General features: G+C 40.9%; 13 protein-coding genes and 2 pseudogenes. 3 read left to right on the top strand and 12 right to left on the bottom strand.

Annotated elements, in window-relative coordinates:
* Window positions 1-100: 100 nt before the first annotated feature.
* From GZ63_RS16820 to GZ63_RS0112950, 3 genes are all read right to left on the bottom strand, one after another.
* Window positions 101-1,117: a DnaD domain-containing protein gene (locus tag GZ63_RS16820; RefSeq protein ID WP_038221252.1), complete on the bottom strand. Its 1,017-nt coding sequence runs from the start codon at window positions 1,115-1,117 to the stop codon at window positions 101-103.
* Between the two features lie 94 nt (window positions 1,118-1,211).
* Window positions 1,212-1,442: a hypothetical protein gene (locus GZ63_RS0112955; protein ID WP_029270229.1), complete on the bottom strand. Its 231-nt coding sequence runs from the start codon at window positions 1,440-1,442 to the stop codon at window positions 1,212-1,214.
* Window positions 1,443-1,586: 144 nt separating this feature from the next.
* Entirely contained in the window at window positions 1,587-2,156 is a 570-nt protein-coding gene (locus GZ63_RS0112950; protein ID WP_029270227.1) for a sigma-70 family RNA polymerase sigma factor, read from the bottom strand.
* A gap of 584 nt (window positions 2,157-2,740) precedes the next feature.
* Between GZ63_RS0112950 and GZ63_RS17200 the strand changes: the two genes are divergently transcribed.
* Complete coding sequence (locus GZ63_RS17200; RefSeq protein ID WP_051681496.1) at window positions 2,741-3,106, top strand: helix-turn-helix domain-containing protein; 366 nt, start codon at window positions 2,741-2,743, stop codon at window positions 3,104-3,106.
* A gap of 901 nt (window positions 3,107-4,007) precedes the next feature.
* Here the strand turns inward: GZ63_RS17200 and GZ63_RS0112930 are convergent.
* From GZ63_RS0112930 to GZ63_RS17185, 7 genes are all read right to left on the bottom strand, one after another.
* Window positions 4,008-5,087 (bottom strand): ABC transporter ATP-binding protein, encoded by a 1,080-nt coding sequence (locus GZ63_RS0112930; protein WP_029270221.1) that lies wholly within the window; start codon window positions 5,085-5,087, stop codon window positions 4,008-4,010.
* Window positions 5,088-5,111: 24 nt separating this feature from the next.
* A complete protein-coding gene (locus tag GZ63_RS18475) occupies window positions 5,112-6,041 on the bottom strand; it encodes an ABC transporter permease (protein WP_051681495.1) in 930 nt (309 codons plus the stop codon).
* Window positions 6,042-6,055: 14 nt separating this feature from the next.
* Window positions 6,056-6,793 (bottom strand): ABC transporter permease, encoded by a 738-nt coding sequence (locus GZ63_RS18470; protein ID WP_051681494.1) that lies wholly within the window; start codon window positions 6,791-6,793, stop codon window positions 6,056-6,058.
* A 26-nt stretch (window positions 6,794-6,819) separates the two neighbouring features.
* Window positions 6,820-7,827: an ABC transporter substrate-binding protein gene (locus GZ63_RS0112920; RefSeq protein ID WP_029270219.1), complete on the bottom strand. Its 1,008-nt coding sequence runs from the start codon at window positions 7,825-7,827 to the stop codon at window positions 6,820-6,822.
* A gap of 43 nt (window positions 7,828-7,870) precedes the next feature.
* Entirely contained in the window at window positions 7,871-8,620 is a 750-nt protein-coding gene (locus GZ63_RS0112915; RefSeq protein ID WP_029270217.1) for an HAD family hydrolase, read from the bottom strand.
* A 257-nt stretch (window positions 8,621-8,877) separates the two neighbouring features.
* Entirely contained in the window at window positions 8,878-9,690 is an 813-nt protein-coding gene (locus tag GZ63_RS0112910) for a DeoR/GlpR family DNA-binding transcription regulator (protein WP_226374413.1), read from the bottom strand.
* 211 nt (window positions 9,691-9,901) lie between these two features.
* Window positions 9,902-10,858, bottom strand: a complete 957-nt coding sequence (locus GZ63_RS17185) for a lysozyme inhibitor LprI family protein (protein WP_029270213.1) — start codon at window positions 10,856-10,858, stop codon at window positions 9,902-9,904.
* Between the two features lie 518 nt (window positions 10,859-11,376).
* On the opposite strand from GZ63_RS17185, the pseudogene GZ63_RS16800 reads away from it, so the two are divergent.
* Window positions 11,377-13,471, top strand: a pseudogene (locus GZ63_RS16800) (ATP-binding cassette domain-containing protein); the annotation flags it as partial.
* Window positions 13,472-13,908: 437 nt separating this feature from the next.
* Here GZ63_RS16800 and GZ63_RS18460 read toward each other — a convergent pair.
* Together GZ63_RS18460 and GZ63_RS0112890 are read right to left on the bottom strand one after the other, a co-directional pair.
* A pseudogene (locus GZ63_RS18460) lies at window positions 13,909-14,076 on the bottom strand (excinuclease ABC subunit A); the annotation flags it as partial.
* 185 nt (window positions 14,077-14,261) lie between these two features.
* The gene (locus GZ63_RS0112890; RefSeq protein ID WP_029270209.1) at window positions 14,262-15,077 is read right to left on the bottom strand and encodes an MOSC domain-containing protein; all 816 of its coding nucleotides are present in this window, start codon (window positions 15,075-15,077) and stop codon (window positions 14,262-14,264) included.
* A gap of 500 nt (window positions 15,078-15,577) precedes the next feature.
* Here GZ63_RS0112890 and GZ63_RS18850 point away from each other — a divergent pair, with 500 nt between their 5' ends.
* Window positions 15,578-15,658, top strand: coding sequence for a putative holin-like toxin (locus GZ63_RS18850; RefSeq protein WP_226374415.1), 81 nt, complete (start codon window positions 15,578-15,580; stop codon window positions 15,656-15,658).
* Window positions 15,659-15,828: the final 170 nt, after the last annotated feature.

Raw genomic sequence — 15,828 nt, 5'->3', positions numbered from 1 at the left:
CCAATATAATAAACTCCATACCAACACATAAATGGTTGAAAACCTTGTATCTTATTTTACACATAATTCAGGACTTGACTGGCTATAGGGTCTGTTCCCTTCACCCTCGCACCAGCGCCTCAAGCTCCTTCTTCTCCGCTTCTTCTGCCTCTTTGCCACGTACGCGCTCCGGCCCCGGATTCTGCTTTCGCTCGACTTCCTGCCCCTCTTCAAGTGCAAGTTTCTTTTTTCGTTCCTTAAACCAATCCGGGATCACTTCCTCCCGCTTCGATCCAAAACTTCGACGCGACCGCTTCCGCTCATGTTTCTGATTTTGAAACGCCACGTCTGCCGCATGCACGTCCGCTACCGTACGCACACCCCGCCCTTGCCAATCTTTCAGGATCGCCTTCACGTAACCCCAGCTCCCTTTCCCGCGTTCGAGCGCCCGCTTCATGGCAGCTAAAACCAACAGCTCCCCAACATCCTTCACCCAATTCAACAAATCCTCCGCTACATACGGACGGATCACTCCAAAATTTTCCTGATAGAACACGACCGCATCCGACACCCCAGGAGTAGTATTCGGATGTTCTTTTTGTTTCGCCTTGTTTTGTTTATATAATGGGGCAACACTGCCGCCATTCCCCGGGTCAGCACTCCGGTCTGTACTGTGGTCCATCCTGCCGGCCACCCCAGCACTCTCACCGCTCAAAGCACCTCCCTCAACTGCTCCAGCCGCACATCCATCTCCCGTCCGCACGTGCTCCCCAAGCACAATATTTTCACCATCCGCGGCAGCACGTTCTCCGCCGCCATCCTCACGCGCAGCATCAACACCCGCGTTATCCTCGAAATGCACTAACGAAATCATCTCATACACCGCAGCTCGGTTTGCTCCCTGCGGCGTAAAGCGAATATATCCCTTATCCCTCAGTTCCAACCTTGCCCGCTTAAACGTCCCCTCCTTCAACGCTGCTTTCACACATAATAAAGACGCAGCCACCGAAAATTCCTTCTTCCACCCCGCCCGGTTATTCACATGCATCAGCACCGACCAGAGATGGGCAGCTGCCGTCGATAGTGGATTCGTCTCCTGCATATTATGAAATGCGTTTATTTCCTTTAAATAATTCATGACTCTCTTTCCTTTCCAATCAGCGAATCGCCGCTTCTTTCCGGTAATAAATAAACGAATCAAAGTGCCCCTGTTGCAGAGGCACGCAAGCCAATTATAGGTACTTCCTCTCAACCATTTCCATCAACAGAACTCGAATCATCGTGTCAATATCAATCGCCACCGGATCCCTGCTCTGCTGGTCCATCTTCCACCATTTCCACAATGCATAAACCCCCTCCGTATAATATTCATTGTGTAAATCACGGATGCCTAGATCATGGATATGATAGTGAATCCGCTTTCTATTTCTTTCAAAAAAATGCTCGAATGACTCTCCTTTCATGAATAACCTCTTTTCCAAAAAGCCGGCTCTTTGCTTCTAGTACGATCGTCTACTTCTACTATCGAAAGGTTCCTTCACCAGGTGGCACTTCCAAATCCCGCAGCCCTCTTAAAATAGAAAATTCCGTTAATTCACACCAAAACTTTAAGCGCCTTCCACCAATACCAGCAGCTTTTCCTTCAACTTCGCGTCCCGCAGCTTTTTTCGCGCCTGCTTCCCCCAGCTTTTTACCGCTTCGACCGTCACACCTTCCCGTCTTGCAATCTCCTTCAGTGGCAACTCTAAAATAATAAACGAAGCCACCCACTTCCATTGATTGTCTGTCAATCTTTCCCTGACATGCTTCCAAACGGACCTGTCATCCACTGGAATATCCGAAAAATCAAGCAAAGGAAGACGATCTTTACACGAGCGGTTCCCATTGTCCATCTTCTTCTTTTCCTCTTCAATAAACACCTCATCATTCCGCAATGCTCTCGCCTTTTTTCGCATTAAATCAATCATCCGGTTCCGAATGGAATAATTAAAATAGGTAGCAAGCGGCCCCTTATCCGGCTCGTATTTCTCATACGCATTCCACATTGCAACAAGCCCCTCCTGGTAAAACTCCTTGTGCGGATCTCTCACATTTAATCGGTGAATATGATAATGCACACGCCGCTCATTCTGTTTCATAATTTCTTCAAATGATAACTCTGCAAATTTTTTATCCATTCGCTCCCCCTCTATCTGCTATAAAAATACTACTCTATGATTATTATCGATCCAAACCCTTCCCTAGGTGGCATCCTTTTAAAATTTAAGAAAAAAACAATCATCCACTTGGGCAAAAATTGCTGACTGTACATAGTAAGGCTATCGCTTTGATTATCACTTTCTTCTACCTGAAAAATTTGTAGGATGGGGGCGTTTTCCCGATTGACTCCAAAGTAAAAACATAAGCTAATCAATCAGGCTACAAGAGGAAATGGAGGGAACTCCTTCATTCGGTATGTTTAGCTGCTTAGTATAATATACCTAGTCTTATTGTACTACATTTATTTTGTGAATTATCTGAAACACATGATTCCCGTGTTTTATTTGGTCAAAAAAAAATAAATCACAAGCTAAAGGAGGAGCTATCCCTCTTCTGCGAACACAGTTGCACGTCTTTCTCCAATCGTTTGTATGCCTGTGATTTTTTAGCGCCAGTTACCTAGCCCCCGTATACACCCAAAATAAAAACACAGAGTTCCTGTGTTTTTGTAATTTTTCTTCCTTTTTATGATAGTTTTTATCCGAAAAGGGAGAAGATATTGATGAAAAAAGAAATCAGATGGCGTTTAGAAAACCTCCGTGATCAAGCTGGATACTCCCAAAAAGACGTAAGTCAGATACTCAGGTTTTCGGATAATACATATGGACAATATGAACGCGGGGAACATAGCCCCTCCGTTGAAACGTTTATCTCATTAGCACAATTGTATAATACATCACTTGATTATATCCTTCGGGGAAAAAAAGACGGTGACGCATGCGAAAAAACCGTTAACGTCTTTAAGCAACATGGAATCAAAGATCCATTCATTCTGCGTACGGAGGATTGGTCTGCCCTTACCTATGACGAATTAATGTCCCTGACCAAGCATTTTGAAAGCTTGGTAGAACAGGTAAAAAAAGAGTGAAATAAAGATACCTGCCACCAGAGTGCCTGTCCTACCGGAGTGCCTGTCACTTCCCGAATTTTGTCGAATAATGTCAAATAAAAACCCATTTGTTTCAAGCGTATTTGCTTGGTTAACAAATGGGTTTTTAGGCAGGATTTTATGTAGTGTGACAGGTGATCGTATTAATTAGCCAGCCAACAATACCGAAAGTACGGGGAGAAGGAAGAGATTTAGAAACTTAGAAACCTTCCTTCATGAACTGAACGATATATTTCCTCCATTGCAGATTAGCCAAAAAATTCATCACAACCTTTAAGGTCTTCATCCAGCTATATAAACAGGAATTATCCTATTTTAATTAAATATTTCATCCAAAAAGATTTCACTTATTTCTAATAATTAAAACCTCTAATATAAACTAGAGGTAAAATTTTAAAATATATAAAAATAATTAAAATTTAATATCCGCAAAGTCTTCATAATCTACATCATGTGGGATGGCATTCTCACCCATAAGATCACGAGCTTTGATAAATGCATCTGAATAGGAATGAGAGGGATCAAAACCAACAAGAAGACCATGCATTTTTGAAGGTGCAGGTGGCCCCGTCTAGTAACCCCCATCGGCTGGATGGGTACAATCATGATGGTATCATATGTGAAGTTTTATAAATATTTAAGCCGGGACCCGAAAATAGCAAAGTCTTAGATGTAATATAATCATCTAGGATAACCGATGAAATTGCAGAAAAAATTCCTCCTCATTTCCGACGTTGATTGAGGAGGAGAAATAATACGCTCTTTTCATTGCATGGCTAACGATGTGTTTTGTATACTTTGTACTTTCGATAATGAAGCATTAATCAATGCTTCACGCACACAATCCGTACGACTCCACCCATGTTGCAAACAAATCTCTTTATGACACGGTGTCGTTAATGACGTGTGGGGACGTAGGAAGTTCCATTCCAATGACATCGCCCTTTTGATATGTTTTGTTGTCCATCGTATTAAATGCGTCCACTAGCACTGTTTCATCTTCCAGTTCAATAAAGTAACGCGTAAAATTCCCATTATAAATGGTATTCACAACTTTTCCTTTTATTGGACTGGATGTATTTATTTTAATGCGCTCCGGCCTTACGAGTACAGTGGCTTTTTCTCCAATCGCCATCGCTTCCCCGTCTGCTTTTTGCAATCGTTCTACTGGAAAAGTAACGGTTCCTGTATCAAAGTACAATCCTTCTTTCCCTTCCTGCAGATGGCCGGTGAAAAAGTTCGCCTGTCCAACAAATGTAGACACAAATTTGTTGCTCGGATAATTATAAATATGATCCGCTTGATCAAGCTGTTGAATCACACCTCCGTTAAGAACTGCAATCCTGTCTGAAATACTTAATGCCTCTTCTTGATCATGCGTAACAAAAATGACCGTTAAATTCAGCTTTTCCTTTATTCGACGGATTTCTTCCCGAAGCGACAACCGTAAATTAGCGTCAAGATTGGATAGTGGTTCATCCAGTAATAACACTTTAGGCTCTAATACAAGGCAGCGTGCAATCGCCACCCTTTGCTGCTGACCACCACTTAATTCACTTGGTTTCCGTTTCCCATGATCACGCAGTTCGACTTGGGACAACGCAGTCATAATCCGATCATGTCGTTCAGCTTTAGGAACTTTCGCTTGTTTCAATCCATAAGCAACATTATCATAGACGGTCATATGTGGAAAAAGCGCATAATTTTGAAATACCATCCCTGTGGAGCGCTTTTCAGGCGGTAATGCATCAATATTCTCATCGTCTAAAATAATTTCGCCTGCATCTTGCTTATTGAATCCCCCGATCGTTCGTAATAGGGTTGTTTTTCCACAACCGCTGGGGCCAATAAAGGAAATGAGTTCCCCGCGCTTAATCGATATGGAGATATTATCGACTGCTTTGACATCTCCAAAGTATTTATAGATATTTTTTAATTCAAGAAAGTTATTTTCTGACATCTAGAGACCTCCAATTGTTACGAATCATATACGAATTCCCGTCCTCTTCTCGACGAATTTCAACAATCCCAGACAAGCTAACACAATCACGATCATAATGAACGACATCGCAGACGCTAAACCGACTTTCGCCTGTTCAGCCAAATTCAGAATATAAATGGCGACAAGATTCGTGTCTGGTGATATTAAGAAGACAACGGAACTGATCGAAACCATCGCTGTCATAAAAGCGTAAATAAACCCTGCTACAAATGGAGGAACCATCAATGGCACAAGAACCTTCCAAAATGTTTTATACGGCCCCGCACCCAAATCACTCGATGCTTCTTCCATCGACGTGTCGATCTGATGCATCTTACTAATGGCGGCCTCCATTCCAACACCAATCTTACGAAACGTCATGTTCAATACAAGAATCATGACAGTTCCCGTCAAGAAAAATGGTGGGCCATTGAAAATTAATACATAACCAATCCCCATGACCGTTCCTGGAACTGCCAAACCAAACAGCGTTAAAAACTCGAACAACTTCTTACCAGGTATCGGTTTTCTCGCAAATAGAAAACCTTGTAAAATCCCAATTGCCGCTGCCAGTATAGCACTGATGAACGAAACGTATAGACTCATAGAGAGCGAATCCCAGCCAGTTTCATTATTAAAATGTTCCAGTGTAAACGTATTGTTTATTCCGATGATCTTCACAAACGCGCCTAGTACAACCATGATAAACATGAGTAAGATAAACGCGATAAACATCGAACTAATCGTTACAACAAAAGCTTTAACCGATTTGGAGAGCGGTACATTTTGGGAACCTGTTTCACCACTGATCGTCCCGACATTACTATCTTTTAGAAAATACGTTTGGAAGATAAAAACGATCAAACTCGGTAAAATCAAGAATACCCCAAGTACTGCAGCCAACTCTAAGTTATGTTGCCCAACGACAAGCAAATAGGCTTCTGACGCTAAAAACTGTTCTCCTCCCCCAATAATAAGTGGGTTGGAGAAGTCGCTAACGCCATGACAAAAACAAGTAATCCTGCTTTAATAATCCCGGACTTTGCTAAAGGCAGTGTCACCGTGCCAAGTGTTTTCCACTGATTGGAGCCAAGGTCTAATGCTGCATATTCCAAATCAGCATTCGAATTTCGCATGGTGCTTTCAATCAACATATATCCAATTGGGAAATATCCAATAATTTGCGCGACCACGACTCCCCAAAAGCCGTAAATGCTAAATTGCCCACCAAACAAATCACTCACATAATCAGTCACAATACCGCTTCTGCCAAATAAAATCATCAGTGATAATGAGAATATAAATGGAGGAGCAACCAAAGGCAGTAACGCAATCCCTTTAAAAGATTTGGACAAAGCGTTTTTCGTACGTGTGACATAGAGTGCGATGTTAATACTTAAGAACAACACGACTACTGTTGTGATAATCGCTGATAGCAAGCTGTTTTTCAGTGCTTCCCAATAATAGGAAGCTTGAAAAAATTCTTTATAATAATCAAAGGTTAATTGACCCGTTCCAATACCGAAGCTTTTTAATAAAACGGCAAAGACGGGGGCAACAATAAATATCAGGATTGCAGCAGCAAGTATAATCGTTGCAATTGCAAACCATGGCTCCGACCAGAACTGTTGCCATTTCGCTTGGAACGGACGAAGCCGTTTTTTTACTGTGGGTACAGTCTCCACTTATATCCCCCCCTTTTTCTCGTGTATTAAAATCGCTCTCGCCATTCCTTCATAATACGCTCTCGATTTTCTTCCGCCCAAACAGCATCATAATCAATCAAATATTGCTCGATATCATCCGCGTTTCCTTTTACCCCATTTTTCGTTACCATCGAACGATGTTCCGCAGATTTCTTCATACCGCCTTCCGAACCGATATAATCAATAGCTTCTTCAACCAACGCTCGATTTTCGGTGTCCTTAAACATCCAAACCACATCAAGGTCATATCCTACACCTTCTTCAGGAATAACCGTCTCCAGTGGGTATCCTTCTTCAATCCGGTTATACACCGCTTGATCCCATGTGATACCGATTGCATATTCCCCTTGCGCAGTCATTTGTGCGGGCGCGTCACCAGATTTCGCGTATTGACCAACGTTTTCATCTAATTTCTCAAAATATTCCCATCCTTCTTCTTCACCTAAAATCTGCATAATGGTAGAAACGAATAAATAAGCTGTTCCTGACGTACCCGGATCAGGCAAAACGATTTCCCCTTTATATTGAGGATCTAGCAAGTCTTCCCACGATTCCGGCTTGTCCAACCCTTTCTCTTCCAAAATTTCTGTATTAATTGCTAATAAATTAAACCAATAAGACCATCCATACCATTTACCATCTTCATCTTTAAATTCATCTGGAACATCTTCCCACGTTGGCGAATCATAAGGTTCCAAAAATCCTTCTTTCTCCGCTTTCAATGCAATACTATGCAACATACCCCATTGCATATCCGCTCCAAAATCAGGGGCTTCCGATTTCATCCGACTCCAACCTTCTCCACTAGATAGTCGCAATACATTTGCTTCAATGCCTGTTTCTTCTTTTAGACCTTTTACAAAATCTTGCATTTCCTCAGAATCATTATGCGTATAAACATCAATTGAACCTTTGGTCTCTTTCGCCTCACCGGAGCCAGAATCATCACCACTGCATCCTACAAAGACCAGACTCAATGCGAGGATTAAAAATGATAATACAGATTTCTTCATTTTTATACAACTCTCCTTTTGCTATAATCATTCATCTCAATCGTTATGCTTTTCTTAGCGTGATAGATTCATAGTCGTTAATGATGCTATCCGCATCTTTCAAGTAAGCTGTTTCCATCGACGGCACTGCTACAATACCAATACTCGCTAGCGCACCGCTCTTTTTGCCAAGAATCATGTCTCCATTGGAATCACCAATCATTAATGCATTGGCAGGATTCACTTTTAACTGTTCACAAGCTCGATAGACCATTTCAGGATACGGCTTCCCTTGTTGAACAAGATCATCTCCGACAATCGCGGAGAAATAATGTTTAATCCCTAATACCTCTAAATGTTCCACGGCCTTCTCGTAATTATCCGAAGTGACGACTCCCATTTTAATGCCATGGTTTTCCGCTTGTTCTAAAAACGACACCAACCCTTTGATCGGTTTCACATACTTACGAGTGACAAAACTGTCTTCTAACAGTTGATAAGCGTCATTTACCAATTGATACGATTGGTTCCAAGGAACACCTTGCTGATAAAGTCCTAAAGATAAAATGGTTAACAAATCTGGCAGCGAACCAATAGCCAGAGGACCTTCTGGATCCCATGTATGCTCCTCATAGGAAAATCCTAACGCATGAGCTAACAAATGTTGGTCATAAGAACCATCCTCTCCAACGATCAAATCAATGAATTTTTCAGCCCAACGAACCCATAGCGTGAAATCAATGAGTGTCCCATCTTTATCAAATAAAATACAGTCTATTTCATACGCCTTTTCGTTTATCGTGATCAAACTCATTAAAATCCCCCCTCTCCTTTCATGCACCAACCTCGTCTTTACCTTTTCCGTTTTATGTTTTTAGTTGCAATTAGATGCATTTGGTTGTATTTGTGTGTCCATTGTTTATTTTATAGAGAATACCTCTTTTATGTCAAAACGCATTTTTGGATGATTTATGTCATATACCACTAAAAAAGCTTAGACAGAGCGCCTAAGCTAAAAGTAACTTCTATTTATTTGCATATCCTACCAATAACGACGACCTATTCTGATTTTTATAATATTTCGATGCCTGTTTCTTGGTATTTCGCCAATACATTTTCATTAATCTTAGAATCTGTAATGATTCGGTTCACTTGCTCAAACGGACAAACATTCAATAAAGAGACGACATCAAACTTACTGCTGTCTGCTAACACAATCCGGTGCTGAGAGATCTCGATCATTTTTTTCTTCACCTGCAATTCCCCAGCTCCGTAATCCGTTAAACCCTTGGTAAGAGAGAGACCACTAACACTCATAAAAAACGTGTCGATATGAAACTGGGAAATAAAGTCTTCCGTAAAATCGCCAACTGTACAAAGCTCTTGATTTCGCAAAATCCCACCTGCAAAAATGATTGTATAATCAGGCATCTCTGATAGTTCATTTGCTATAATCATCGAATTCGTCAGCACCGTTAAACGAGAAAATTTCTCCTTTAATACCTTCGCAAATTCAGTGTTCGTTGTACTGACATCCATCGCAATCGATTGCCCTTCAATCACATATGCTGCTGCTTTTTTCGCGATTTCTTGCTTTTCCTTTAAATATTTAGATTTACGAACTGTAAAAGATAATTCCCGACTATTTACTTCTTCGAGTACCGCTCCCCCGTGAACACGAGTTAGAAAACCTTCCTGCTCGAGGTATTCTAAATCCCTTCTTACTGTTTCAATCGACACATTGAAGTACTGGATTAAGTGCGATACCTTGACAGATTTATTTTTTCGAACCATTTTTTTTATTTCTTCATGTCTTTCTTTAGCAAACAACAGCGACACCTCTTTTGCAAAATTAATGATGTATCTCCTAACAAATAAATACATATAAATACAACCTTACCCCACATTGTAAACGATCTATCCATATATTTCATCTTAAAAGAAATTTCCTTCCAGGGGGCTGATCCCCTCCTAGGAGAATCCGACCAAAACAATAACCATTTGTTACCAAGCACAGCGCCTAGAACAAATGGTTTTTTTAAATTAAAAATAAATAACAAAGGAAAGGATTTTTCTTTAACCTTTTGGGCTATCCCTATTCGTTCATATAATTCTCAATTAGATAATAAGTTCTACTTTTCGTTTCAGCTGCTAGATAGTCCACTCCTGCAGCTCTTGCTGACGCTGGTTCATCCGGCATTTCAGCAAATGTTTGCTCTTTGTTTTTAATCCAATCATTTTGTTCTGATTTTAATTGTTCAAATGCATTCGTTGGCATCGTCTTTTTTAATTCGCCCCAAACTTCATTTAATAAATCATCCCATTCCCTATGGTATTGACCATAAAAACCAGGCTGCACATCTTGTTCAAACAATTCTTTCGCTTTACTCATTATCCTGTCATCCAGATTATCCGCCTTCTGCATATATTTCTCCTTCAAATTATTCGCTTCGATAGCTTGTTGTTTTGCTTCCGCTTCTAATCGTTTTTTCTCAGCTTCTTTTTCTTTACGTTCTTTTTCCTTACGTTCTTTTTCAGCGATACGTTTTTCCGCCACTTCTAATTGATTATGTAAATCATCTAATTCACGATCCAACGCGTTCGTTTTACTTTCTAATTCACTTATCTTCGAGTTCGCTTTTTCAACATCATCATTAGCGATAAGCTCTTCTATTTTTTTCAGATCGCTTGCCATTTGCTTTTCTTTCTCTTCTTCCTCTTTAATCGTTGTCAATAATTCTTCCACTTCAGTTTGTAAAGACGGGACAATCGCATCATTTTTCAGGATATCATTCGCCAAATCAACCGCTTCTGTCCACTCGGCGTTTTCCATTTTTTCTTGTAAAGTCGCATAATCATCTAATAAAGCAATCCTATCTTTTACTTCTGGACTATCTGGTTTTTCTTCCAAGGCAACGTTAAATAATTTTAGTGCGTTTTCAAAATCTCCATTTTCTAGTGCAGCTTCCGCTTCAGTGACGGAATCTTTAAATGCAGAATTACATCCAACCAATACAAAAATGATAGCAAATATTAAAAAAATTCGTTTCAATGTTCATGCTCCCCCAATTTTAGTTAATAAGTACACAATATACCTATGATTATACAACATATTGGGAAAATTTACTTATAAAACTGAAACAATGACAGAAGAAATTTCACAAGGACAAGCTACCAAGTAATTTACACTTAGTTTTCGCAATTTCGGATTAGGGGAGATTTTACCTAGCAGGCGTTTTCCTGCTAAAAACTCATACTCTCAGTTTTTAAAGTGCTATCAATATAGGAATATCGCACCATACAAACGCATGTTTCACCAGGTCGGGATATGGCTTTTTGATGAGTGGCCTTAAGTTATCGCTTTTGCATAAAAAGGGCAATCACATGCGGAGAGTGAATTTAAAAGCAATTACATGGTCAATGCTATTCATTCTAACGTCTTAATCTATTCAAACACTTTTGCAGAATTCGTTTTTTTGTCCCCTATATAACGATGAAATCTTCGTCTATAATAGGTGATAAAAGAAAGACACTTTCTTCTTCGTAAAGAAAATCAGAAAGGATGATAAAGTGTCAAAAATAAAGGATGAAATCATTTTAAGAGGACTAAAAGAAAATAATTTAAAAAACATAGATATAAACATACCAAAAGAAAAAATCACCGTATTTACCGGTCTTTCCGGCTCAGGGAAAAGCTCCGTTGTTTTTGATACATTAGCAACAGAAAGCAGAAGACAAATGACGTTGAATTATCCCCTTTATGTCAGAAATCAAATGCCAAGATACGAAAGACCCCATGCCGATCTTATGCGAAATTTAAGCCCGGTTGTTGTGGTAGAGCAAAGATCTATCGGAGGAAATTACCGCTCAACCGTTGGCACCTATATGGATATTCATCCATTGATTCGACTTTTGTTCTCGCGAATAGGAAAGCCATCCATAGGTTCTGCCACGGATTTTTCGAGTCAAAGTTCCTTTGGTCGATGTCCTGAGTGTAGTGGATTCGGGAAGGTCATTGCGCCAGACCTAAATAGAATCATCGATTTCGATAAATCACTCCGGGAATATGCAGTAAAATTTAAGCCATTGTCGCCTTCCGGTTGGCAAGGTAGATGGATGATGACTGGCGGATTATTCGATCCAGATCAACCGATAAAAGACTACCCAGAAGAAAAACGCCATTTGCTATTATATGGTCCCCCGGAAGGTGAAAGAGTCTATGCGCCGTTTCATACCAAACACGGACCTCAGGATCATGAGTGGGATGGCTTACTTCCCAGATTTACGCGCCTGTATATACATAGAGATATTTCCAAGCTGAAACAAGTATCCCAAGATGACGTCCTAGCCGTATCAACTCAATCCTTATGCCCAACCTGCCAAGGTTCAGGCCTAAACCCAGAGGTATTAAAATGTAGAATAAAAGGCTTAAATATCGCAGAATACGATCAATTGGAACTTACCGAACTCCTAGAAGAGTTGACGAAGATAAAAGATCCTATCGGAGAATCAATCGCACAGCAAGCAATCCCGCATGTAAAACAACTCGTTGAAATGGGTTTAGGATATTTGAGCCTATCCAGAAAAATGAGCAGCCTTTCCGGTGGCGAAGCGCAAAGGGTAAAAATCGCACGTCATTTAGGGAGCAGTCTAAACAATATCACATACATTTTCGACGAACCAAGTGCAGGACTCCACCCAGAAGAAGTCGATAGGCTAATCCAGATGCTAAAAAGTCTCAAAGATCAACATAATACCGTCATCGTTATCGAACACGACCTGTCCGTAATAAAAGCAGCAGATGAAATCATAGAGATGGGACCGGGAGCAGGTGTAAATGGAGGAGAAGTTGTCTATCAAGGAAAATTAGAAGGACTGAAAAACACTAAAGCCGCAACAACCCTTAATCCCAAATTAAAAATAAATAAAAATCCAAGGGATATAAAAAGTTGTTTTACCATAAAAAAGGCAAGTAACCATAACTTAAAAAATATAAGCGTGCGTCTTCCTAAAAATGCCCTCGTCTCTCTCTGTGGCGTGTCTGGTTCAGGGAAAAGTTCCCTCATGTTGGAAGCATTCCCAGAAAGGTATCCGGAAACGATCATGGTAGGACAAGACAGGATCGGAATCTCTAACCGTTCGACACTAGCTACATATATGGGGGTCATGGATGATATTCGCTCCATATTTTCAGGAAGCACAGCGCGTCCTGCAGGTTTGTTCAGCTTTAACTCACTAGGAGCATGTCCGACCTGCAAAGGAAAAGGAGTCACAAAACCAGATGTAGCATTTGCAGATCCCGTAACGATTCGCTGTGAAGCATGTGGAGGCACGAGATATTCAGATGAAGCATTATCTTATCAGGTACTAAGGTAAAAATATAGTAGAGATTTTGAATTTAACGATCGACGAGGCGATGAACTATTTTAAAGAACAGAAGATCATAAAACGAGTGAATACGCTAAAAGACGTAGGATTAGGGTATCTAACCTTAGGACAGACAACAAGTTCACTAAGCGGAGGAGAAATTCAGCGTCTAAAACTTGCAAGCCACTTACTAAAAGAAGGACAAATCTACCTATTAGACGAGCCATCCTTAGGACTACACACAAAAGATAATGAACAACTTTTAGACGTTTTTCAAACGCTTGTAAACAAAGGTAATTTTCCCTTTGGCTTTTTATAAAATCTAACAGACCCTTTCCATATCCTCCACCTTGATGCGTAACATCAATAAATAATGCAGCTAAATAATTATCCATCATTGATACGAAGCCGACAATATCTTTTTCATTACTTACAACATAGGTTTCAGACATTGGGATATACTTTTCTTCCATCTCCGTTTGCTGCGATTTCCAATAATTCCATATTTTTACTAATTGATTGACCTCTGTTTTCTTGTTTGATCTAATATTCACTTTATCATCCTTCATACGTTCATCTCAGTGCTTTATTCAATTAAAGGGTACGATTGTTTAACTCCTGCAGTGCGTCTCTTTCTCACCTAAAGTGATAAACGATTTCACTGAATGATAGCACTGGCAATTCATCCTTCGTTAGTAAGAATCCCTCCCTTCAGGTAAGTGGGGAGGTTGAATGCTAATTCAAGTGTTCGCTAACTCCGTCTTTTAACCACTTCGCTGTCTTTGTTTCTGCATTTAACATCTCTTCTGGTGTGCCTTCAAATAGAATATGTCCACCTTTTTTTCCTCCCTCAGGACCTAGTTCGATGACCCAGTCACTTGCTGCTATAAAATCTAGATTGTGTTATCGAATGATAAATTTATCGTCATTGAAAAAATTCCCACTAAACAAAATATAGCAGTCATTAGAAAGAAATTAGAACAATCCAAAAGGGTAGTAAATTTCACGTAATGGATAGGCAAAAAATAGCCCATCAAAAAAGCGTGGCGCTATGTATATCCTACCGCCACGCTTTTTTGATGGGATTTCTATGAAACAAATTCCCTTATTTTCACCTTATCCCCGTGATGGATTTTTCCTGCTTGAATCACTTCGGCATAGACGCCGAAATTGCCGTTATTATTTTTTACAATCGATTTGAGGACGTTCGGATCTTTTGGCAAATCGCCTTGTGCAAGTGTGGTCATGACGCACCGCTTCGTTGGCTGTAAAATTTTCAGTTGAACGTTTTCGCCAATCTGAAGCACTTTATCGATCCAGCTGTTTTCGATGAAACCATCTTCATCTGGAACGTCAAGGATCATATTCGGCCTAAAACGTGCTGCTTCGATGTCACTGTCCGGCAGTATTTTTCGAAGGTAGTTGATCGTGGAGGTTGTGATGATATGCACCATGGCAATGTCAAAAAATGTTCCCGGTGGGGACGTACGTGTAAAAATGGTGCCTGGATCCTCTAGCCCTTCGACATTTTCCGGGATGTACCCTTCAAACTGAACGTCTAAGCCGGATGGACTGGCAAGTTTTACCTCGCGCTTCAAACTTTCCGTCAGTGTGGTGTGTATTTTTTCATCGGTACTGCTTACTGTCGCGCCGCCTGGCAGTGTAATACGAATAGGCGGAATCGGCGCATCCAGCTCGGGTGCTTTAAGATAATTGGCATGAAAAGAAAACATCTCCGGCCACTTGATTGGATTCTTGGCATTGGCCACTTTGCCGGTGGACATGTCGATAACCCCATACGCCCGGTCACCAAGCAAGCCTTTTTTCGTAATGTCGATGGCCGTGAGTTCCTCCCCCATCATCGATTTAACAGGATACCTTCGAATAGACGCAACGCTTCCCATACAATGCATCACCTTCCCCTTTTTGGATATGTACCGCTTAATATAACACAATTTTCTGAAGATGATAAGCAATGCGCAAGATGAGGGTGTGGAACTTGGTGGAAGCAGGATTGGAGAGAGCTTCTTCAGGGAGGAGAGTTGTGGCGCGTGTGAGGTGCGGGCTTCATGCGGGGAAGCGGACTGGATGTGCGCGGTAGTAGATGCAGGCTTACGCGCGTTGATGGTTTGATTGCTCGACTTTCTTGGGTTACCGCGCAAGTCTATGGCTCTATCGCTCGACTATCTTACGCTCTGGCGCGAGTTGATCTTGATATGGCGCGCGTTCATGGCCATGTTGCGTGCCTAGGACATGCTTTGACGCGAGTGACCTAGCATGGCCTATTTTACTGAATATTAAATCAATATCACAGTCAAAATGCCAGAAGCTTGTATAAACTAATAGTGTAATAAGGCTTTCATGGGTGGTGGCTCAACCCTAACCAGAAATGGGGTGATGTCTCATGACAGTATTTGAATCGATGATGCTTATGGTCACTTTCGGCGCGCTAGTTGTCACAATACTGTCAACCAAAAACAAATAACCATCCTTTGCCTTGCTAACATCTAGGGTGATGATTATTTTAGTCCTATATGGGAGCTGCCCCTTTTGTGGGTCAATTACACCTCGGCTGAATGGTGCCCTGCGCCCCGTTCAGCCTTATTTTATTAGGTGTGGAAATACTTGACGTTTTCGCGCTTATTTGGTTTTTTT

Source organism: Virgibacillus alimentarius (genome assembly GCF_000709085.1).
Taxonomy (GTDB): domain Bacteria; phylum Bacillota; class Bacilli; order Bacillales; family Amphibacillaceae; genus Virgibacillus_B; species Virgibacillus_B alimentarius.
The sequence above is the reverse complement of the archived record's forward strand: the minus strand, read 5'-3'. Positions and strand labels throughout refer to the sequence as shown.

Bases quoted from the DNA above. Each gene is read 5' to 3' on its own strand.
- GZ63_RS16820 (WP_038221252.1), bottom strand. From the start codon at position 1,117: ATGAATTATTTAAAGGAAATAAACGCATTTCATAATATGCAGGAGACG.
- GZ63_RS0112955 (WP_029270229.1), bottom strand. From the start codon at position 1,442: ATGAAAGGAGAGTCATTCGAGCATTTTTTTGAAAGAAATAGAAAGCGG.
- GZ63_RS0112950 (WP_029270227.1), bottom strand. From the start codon at position 2,156: ATGGATAAAAAATTTGCAGAGTTATCATTTGAAGAAATTATGAAACAG.
- GZ63_RS17200 (WP_051681496.1), top strand. From the start codon at position 2,741: ATGAAAAAAGAAATCAGATGGCGTTTAGAAAACCTCCGTGATCAAGCT.
- GZ63_RS0112930 (WP_029270221.1), bottom strand. From the start codon at position 5,087: ATGTCAGAAAATAACTTTCTTGAATTAAAAAATATCTATAAATACTTT.
- GZ63_RS0112920 (WP_029270219.1), bottom strand. From the start codon at position 7,827: ATGAAGAAATCTGTATTATCATTTTTAATCCTCGCATTGAGTCTGGTC.
- GZ63_RS0112915 (WP_029270217.1), bottom strand. From the start codon at position 8,620: ATGAGTTTGATCACGATAAACGAAAAGGCGTATGAAATAGACTGTATT.
- GZ63_RS0112910 (WP_226374413.1), bottom strand. From the start codon at position 9,690: ATGTATTTATTTGTTAGGAGATACATCATTAATTTTGCAAAAGAGGTG.
- GZ63_RS0112890 (WP_029270209.1), bottom strand. From the start codon at position 15,077: ATGGGAAGCGTTGCGTCTATTCGAAGGTATCCTGTTAAATCGATGATG.
- GZ63_RS18850 (WP_226374415.1), top strand. From the start codon at position 15,578: ATGACAGTATTTGAATCGATGATGCTTATGGTCACTTTCGGCGCGCTA.